The organism is Lacticaseibacillus sp. 22, assembly GCF_055413445.1.
In genome coordinates, this window is record NZ_JBVAYD010000049.1 from 1 (window position 1) to 6,498 (window position 6,498).

Below are 6,498 nucleotides of genomic sequence, written 5' to 3' on the forward strand. Positions count from 1 at the left end.
GTATACAACTAGCGTATGTTGACACATGTATAAAGTGATTCCAAATTCAAACAAATCAACAAATTGGTACGTTGAACAATTAATCAATAATTGGGTATTGGGTTCTCTACATGATTAGACCATTAAAGAGCAATTCCATATTATGGATGTAAGCTGATTCCTGAGACAACTTTTAAGAGAGGGTATAATGAATAAATCGTCTCTCAAAAGGAAGGAATTTTTACATGCCAACTCGTTACGACAAAGAATTCAAAAAAAACATTATCAACCTATATAAGCAAGGCGAATCAGCTGCCCAACTGGCCAGAGAATATGGCATTGGCTATTCAACAGTTCATAAGTGGATCCAGGGCCAGGACAAAACTCAATCCGGTAAATCGCCAGACGAAATCAAAGCGATGGAAAAGCGACTGGCTTCGCTGTCTGAGGAGAACGAAATCCTAAAAAAAGCCCTGGACTTCCTTGCGCAGAAGTAACCAATATCTTTGATTACATTCACCAAGAAAGCCATCACCACCAGGTAACCAAGATGTGCCGAATCCTCGGTGTTTCCAGAGCTCAGTATTATCGTTATCGATCCCCCAAACCTTCAAAACGCCGGGCCGAAGATGCGGACTTGAAACAACGGATTATGCGGATCTTTGCGGAATTTAAGCAGCGATACGGTGTTATGAAGATCCACCATGAATTGAATCTGGAACTTCAACCACTGCAGCTTCGGTGCAGTCCACGACGGATTTCCCGGCTCATGAAGGAACTGGATATCCACTCCGTTACCGTCAATAAGTGGAAAGCGGCTTCGGCTTCCAAAACCAAGGTTGAACAGCGTCCCAACTTGCTTAAGCAGGATTTCTCGACCACTGGTTTAAATCAAAAATGGACCGCTGATATGACCTATATTCAAACGAAGCGTAATGGCTGGTGCTACTTATCAACCATCATGGACCTGCACTCACGACGGATTATCGGCTATTCGTTCTCAAAAAAGATGGCTACTGATTTAGTCTTAAAGACCCTTGAAAGCGCGGTTAAAAATCGAACCATTACTGGGGACCTGATTATCCATACGGATTTAGGATCACAGTATACCAGCGATAATTACAATCAACGTTTAACTGAACTACATATCCGCCACTCATACAGCCGTAAGGGTTGTCCGTATGATAATGCGCCAATGGAATCCTTTCACGCTTCCCTCAAAAAGGAATGTGTTTATCCAGTGCCGGTCTTTGAAGATTATGAAACTGCCGCTGCCGTCCTTTTTGAATATGTGCATGCTTTCTACAATAGGAAGAGAATTCATAGTTCACTGGGCTACTAGACCCCCTTACAAGTTGAAATTGCAACACTTACGAGCCAAATGGCCGCCTGATTTAATGCTTTCCAGGGTTCAAATAAGTTATTAATCGCGATTAATGATTTATTTGAGCTGTGGAAGGTAAACGCGGTTCTGAATGTCTCTTAAAATCTGTCTCAAATATTGACTTCAATCCAGTCCGGCTGCAATAGTTTTAGGAAACAAAGAGTTTCCATTTTTGTTCGTTTCAAATAGTTTATTAAGAGGGAAAAGATTAGCTGTTTAAAAAAGTGGGTTTGCAAAAAAGACCATTTTAATTGAAGTGCAATAGAAAAGTTAGACAATTTAGATTTTGAATTAAGCAATCATGGCTTGTTCCCGGTACTCAACTGGGGTCAAGCCATTTTTGTTTCTCGAAATTCTGACATTGTTAAACCAATCCACGTAACCGTTCACCAGCTTGCGCAGATCTGAGAGCGTGTTGATCTGATACCGATTCAAGCACTCACGTTTTAGGAGGTTGAAGAAGCTTTCGATGGGCGCATTATCGTGACAGTTACCTTTACGAGACATGCTCTGTATAATGTTCATAGCCTTGAGACATTGCTGGTAGTCCACCATTTGATATTGCCACCCTTGATCAGAGTGAAGAGTTGGTTTGATGCCTTCTTTAAGGTGATGCTCTAATTCATCAAGTGACGCTTGAATCAAAGCCTTATTGGGAGAAGCACTGACAATAGCCGCGATCACTTCACGGCTGGCTTCATCTGTGATTGACGAGATATAGCCCCACTCGCCGTTGTACAGCCGTACCTGGGTCACATCGGTATGGAACACTGTGAGTGGCTGTGTGGTTTCAAACTTCTGATTCAAGATGTTAGGTGCAATGAGACCAACGTGACCTTTGTAGGAGTGATATTTGGAAGTATGTTTAGAGTAAATCACACATTTCAATCCCATATCACTCATTAGGCGTCTAATTGTTTCCTCGGCATAGTGGAAGCCGACTTTGTCTGCTTCATCGTGAATTCGACGATACCCATAAGTCTCTTTCGAACCGAAAAAACACTTCTTGATGAAGGCTTTGACCTCGGCATACTTATCAGGCTTCTTATCACGCCTAAGCCGATCGTAATAAGTCGCTCGAGGTAAGTGGAGGGACTTAAGCAGCTCATTGAGATCGTATTGCGACCTTAACGAAGTCACGATGCCAGCCTTTACTTTCGTAGAGAGTGCTTCGGTGAATTCTTCGTCAGAGTCGCGAGTGCTTTTAAAATATCACGGTCCAATTCAGCTTCGTGCAGCTTGCTTTTAAGCTCCAGAATTTCTTACTTATACTTCTCCTCTTGCGTTGGCTCGAGCTTCTTGATTGGTTTGATTTGCTTGTGCTTACCCATAGGCGGTCTTCCTTTACGCTGCGCACGTAAACCGGTAACTCCTTGGTCCTTTACGATACGAATCCAACTGAGAGTTGACTTGGCTGGGAGAGATACCGAAATGCGCGGCAGCTCGAACTCTGCTTACTTGATGTGTATGCACATACTCTACCACAGTAATTTTAAAGGTCTGCGAATACGTAGTCTTGTTGTGTTTGACCTTCAAAGACTCGATACCGTGCGTCCTAGCTTGATTGACCCAGGTTCGAATATTAGCGCGCGAAGGAATACCATATCGAACGCTGAGCTCTCTGTAACCAATACCGCCTTTCAAGTATTCAGAAACCACTTTTGCCTTTAATTCGTTACTATATTTGGTCACAAGAAATGCCCCACAATCGTTAGACTTCTTGTCTAATAATTGTAGGGCACTTCAAATCGGCTGATCGAGGACTTTTTGGTATTCGTCCAGCACGTCATTCGGCAAGGGCGTCAGTAAATGCAGGTCATCGATGACATCGCTGGCCGTGTCGGTGCTGGGCAAATCAACGAAAAGGTCGATTTTACTGAGACAATCACTTAGTAGATCGGTCAGCTGCGAAAGCGGCTTGCCGTTTTCATCGGTGATCACGACCTGGCGATGATTGAGGGGCTGGTGCTCGATCTGAATCATTTTCAGCGCATGATAAACATTCAACTGGCTCACCTCGATATGGTTACCCCGATTGTAGGCAATCTGGCCCGAAAAAACAATCTTTAATCATGCTCTGGCGCGGCCTGGCGCTCTGGGGCTACCGGCGGGCGATGCCAACGCAGCCACAGTTCTTTGATTCCAGACAAAATGAGGGTCGGTAGCGCCGGGATGAAGACTACCGCAGCATACAGCGTGCTAGAAAGTGGCGCGGTCCCCATCACTTCGTTGAAGAACGGCATGATGGTGACAAGTAATGAAGCCACCGCCGCGAAAGCCACTGCCAGCAGCAACTGATGGTTTTCAAACGGGTTGCGGGCGAACAAAGTGCGGGTGCTACGCGCGTCGAACACATGCCACAGCTGGCCAAACACCAGGGTCAAAAAGGCGAGGGTTTGCGCTTCTGCGCCGCTCATGCCTTGACTGGCAGCCCAGATGAAGGCGACATACACGAGCCCACCCATCACAATGCCGCGCAGGAAGATGCGCCCGAGCATGCCATGCAAAATGGATTGTTTCACATTGCGCGGCGGCTGGTTCATGAGGTCGGCTTCTGGCACATCATAGCCGAGGGCAAAGCTCGGTAAAGCATCGGAAATCATGTTCACCCACAGCACCATCAGCGCCGTTAATGTTGGGGTGGTGGCCGCCACTTGGCCGACGGGTTGCGTCATCAGTAGCACGCCGAACAGCAGCGCCAACACCTCGGCGACATTGGTGGTTAACTCATGCCGCATAAAGTTTTTGATATTGCCAAAAATGGTGCGGCCGGCGCGGACACTGCGCTCGATGGTGGTGAATTTATCATCCAGTAAAATCAGATCTGCGGCGTCTTTGGTGACTTCGGTGCCATTAATGCCCATGGCAATGCCAATGTCAGCAGCGCGTAAGGCTGGCGCGTCATTGATGCCATCACCAGTCATGGCCACGGTTTCGCCATGCCGCTGCAAGGCGCGCACGATGCGCTGCTTGTGTTCCGGCGACACCCGGGCATATACGCGGATGCTTGGCGCGAGCCGGAACAAATCTTCATCGGTCATGGCTTCCAGCTGCTTGCCTTCCACTACCCGGGCGCTAGGGTCGGTGACAATGCCCAGCTTTAAGGCAATCGCGCGGGCGGTGACTGCGTGATCGCCGGTGATCATCACGACCTGAATACCGGCTTGGTGCAAGGTGGTCACACTTTGGCGCACTTCCGGCCGCGGCGGGTCAATGATGCCGGCAATGCCTAGTAAGGTCAGGTGCTGCTCAAGCTCAGCGGTGCTACCATGCAACGCCAGGTCCTCGTCGATGTCACGCAGCGTCACCGCCAGCGTCCGCAGCGCCTGTTCGGCAAAGCGGTTGACCTGCGCTTCTACCGCAGTTTGACCAGCTGGCAATGTTACGAGTTGGTCGTGGTCCAGAATGGCATCAGTTTTGGCTAAAATCACGTCTGGCGCACCTTTAGTCAGCACCTGATACTGGTCGCCATCTTTAATGACGACACTCATCATTTTACGGTCGCTGTCAAACGGCAGTTCGCGAATGATGTCGATGTCCAGCGCCTGGTCTTTGCTCAAAATCGTATCGCGATCGATACCAAATTTGTGGCCCATCACTACCAGCGCTACGTCGGTGGGGTTGCCATACGGGCGGCTGCGGCCTTCGTCGTCGGTTTGAATCGCCGCTTCGTTATTCAGGACAGCGGCCATCATGAAGCGCGAAAATCCGGGGGTGTCGGCTTCGTCATCAGGGATGATTTCGCCTACTGGTTCATAGCCGTCGCCTTCCACCACATAACTGGCGCCATTGGCATAAAACCGGGTGACAGTCATTTCATTTTTGGTCAAGGTACCAGTTTTATCTGAGGCAATGTAGCTGGTGGCCCCTAGGGTTTCCACACTGTTCAGGGACTTGATCAGACCGTTGTTTTTGGCCAGCATCGTGGCCCCAATCGTGAGCACAATTGACAGCACCGCCGGTAGCGCATCGGGAATCGCGGCCACCGCCAAGGCAATCGCCGTAGAGAGGGATTCGGCCAGCGCAGCGAAGGAGAGACTGCCAGTTTGCTGATAGGCTTTCAAGAGCTCCACCAGCAACGTGAACGCCACAATCACCATCGCCACCATCATCAGTTTGGTGGTCAGGCGCGCAATGGTGCGTTCAATCGGGGTCTTTTTGTCCTTGACTTGATCCAGCAAGGTGGCGATTTTGCCCAGCTCGGTTTGCATGCCGGTCGCAACCACCACCCCGAGGCCGTTACCATGCGTCACTGTCGCACCAGAAAAGCCCATGTTGGTGCGGTCACCGATTTGCACGTCAGCGCCCAATGCGTGGGTTTGTTTTTGCACAGGTTCCGCTTCGCCGGTGAGGTGGGCTTCGTTGGTTTGCAGCTCGGCGACATGGAGCCAGCGAACGTCGGCTTCGATGAAGTCGCCGGTTTTGACACTGACAATATCGCCAGGCACCAGCTCGGTGGCTGGCACCGTCAGCCAGTCGCCATCGCGCAGGACCTTGGCGTGGTGATCCGCCATCACCTTCAGGGCGTCCAGGGATTTTTGTGCGCTTTTGGCTTGCCAGAAGGAGAGGCCGGCATTAACGAAAATCAGCAGCAGAATCGCAATGCTTTCATACACTGCCGCCATACCATGGCTGGGGTCGTGGCGCACGAAGAAGTCATAGCCGGCGCTGGCCCAGGCCAATAGCACGGCGATGAATAAAATAATCACCAAGGGTTCTTTCAAGGTGGCCAAAAACTGGCGCCAGGCTGGTAGGGGCTTGCTGGCGGCCAAGGCGTTGGGGCCATGCTGGGTGAGCCGGGCCTGTGCTTCTTCACTGGTGAGGCCGCTTTGCCGGCTGGTGGCCAAGCGCTTTAGGACATCTGCTTTGTGTTCGTTGTAAGGGGTCATAAGTTTCCTCCAATAAGAAAAGGCCGCACCCAAGAATCGCTTTCCTCCCCGAGAAAGCTTTCTTGAGCACCGCCCAACCGAATTTTTTGAATTAGTTACCTTTTATTACTAGTTTAAAGGATACCTAATGTTGCTGTCAAAAGATTTGGCCCGGGCCGCCGGTGGCGTGGGCGGTGGGCTCCGCTTGGGGCGCGCGGCCTGCTGTGCGGCCGGTCCGAGCCACAGTACGGTCTCGGGCCTAATTTT

General features: G+C 49.9%; 6 protein-coding genes. 2 read left to right on the forward strand and 4 right to left on the reverse strand.

Going from position 1 to position 6,498, the window contains the following annotated elements; translation table 11 throughout:
* The first annotated feature begins 224 nt into the window (after nt 1-224).
* On the forward strand, nt 225-476 hold the full coding sequence (locus ACWP87_RS13480; RefSeq protein ID WP_014569095.1) for an IS3 family transposase: 252 nt from the start codon (nt 225-227) through the stop codon (nt 474-476).
* Nucleotides 477-493: 17 nt separating this feature from the next.
* Nucleotides 494-1,321 carry an IS3 family transposase gene (locus tag ACWP87_RS13485; protein WP_258423003.1) on the forward strand — a complete coding sequence of 276 codons (828 nt, stop codon included), beginning with the start codon at nt 494-496 and terminating at the stop codon, nt 1,319-1,321.
* A gap of 333 nt (nt 1,322-1,654) precedes the next feature.
* Here ACWP87_RS13485 and ACWP87_RS13490 read toward each other — a convergent pair whose 3' ends face one another.
* The 4 genes from ACWP87_RS13490 to ACWP87_RS13505 all read right to left on the reverse strand — a co-directional run bounded on the left by ACWP87_RS13490 (nt 1,655) and on the right by ACWP87_RS13505 (nt 6,252).
* A complete protein-coding gene (locus tag ACWP87_RS13490; RefSeq protein ID WP_014569097.1) occupies nt 1,655-2,503 on the reverse strand; it encodes an IS3 family transposase in 849 nt (282 codons plus the stop codon).
* Nucleotides 2,504-2,707: 204 nt separating this feature from the next.
* Complete coding sequence (locus ACWP87_RS13495) at nt 2,708-3,055, reverse strand: helix-turn-helix domain-containing protein (protein ID WP_101495030.1); 348 nt, start codon at nt 3,053-3,055, stop codon at nt 2,708-2,710.
* A 51-nt stretch (nt 3,056-3,106) separates the two neighbouring features.
* Nucleotides 3,107-3,370: a hypothetical protein gene (locus tag ACWP87_RS13500; RefSeq protein ID WP_003582045.1), complete on the reverse strand. Its 264-nt coding sequence runs from the start codon at nt 3,368-3,370 to the stop codon at nt 3,107-3,109.
* 59 nt (nt 3,371-3,429) lie between these two features.
* Complete coding sequence (locus ACWP87_RS13505) at nt 3,430-6,252, reverse strand: cation-translocating P-type ATPase (protein WP_003587111.1); 2,823 nt, start codon at nt 6,250-6,252, stop codon at nt 3,430-3,432.
* Nucleotides 6,253-6,498: the final 246 nt, after the last annotated feature.

What these genes read in the sequence shown, in the direction of transcription:
- ACWP87_RS13505 (WP_003587111.1), bottom strand. Translation starts at nt 6,252, where the DNA reads ATGACCCCTTACAACGAACACAAAGCAGATGTCCTAAAGCGCTTGGCC.
- ACWP87_RS13480 (WP_014569095.1), top strand. Translation starts at nt 225, where the DNA reads ATGCCAACTCGTTACGACAAAGAATTCAAAAAAAACATTATCAACCTA.